This is a genomic window from Phytoactinopolyspora endophytica (genome assembly GCF_004138495.1).
Taxonomy (GTDB): Bacteria; Actinomycetota; Actinomycetes; order Jiangellales; family Jiangellaceae; genus Phytoactinopolyspora; species Phytoactinopolyspora endophytica.
The window spans coordinates 195,017-195,383 of record NZ_ML142858.1; the positions used below are offsets into that span (position 1 = coordinate 195,017).

Annotated in this window: 1 protein-coding gene; it reads left to right on the top strand. The window is 64.3% G+C overall.

Annotation, left to right across the window (positions count from 1 at the left end):
- Nucleotides 1-367, top strand: a 367-nt coding sequence (locus tag ELR45_RS38495; RefSeq protein ID WP_205856917.1) for a transposase, incomplete at both ends; no start/stop codon positions are given.

Consider the following 367-nt stretch of genomic DNA (forward strand, 5'->3'; position numbering starts at 1 on the left):
TAAGGGTCTGACCACGGGTGAGGTGGTGGCGCACTTCGACGAGGTGTACGGCGCGATGGTGTCGAAGGACACGATCTCGCGGATCACCGACAAGGTGGTCGGTGAGATGGCCGAGTGGTGCAACCGGCCGCTGGAGGGCGTGTATCCGGTGCTGTTCATTGACGCGATCCACGTGAAGATTCGTGATGGTCAGGTCACCAGCCGGCCGATCTATGTCGCCATCGGCGTCACCGTGGCCGGCGAGCGGGACATCCTCGGGCTGTGGGCCGGCGACGGCGGCGAGGGAGCGAAGTTCTGGCTGCAGGTGCTGACCGAGATCAAGAATCGCGGCACGCACGATGTGTGCATCGTGGTGTGTGACGGGCTC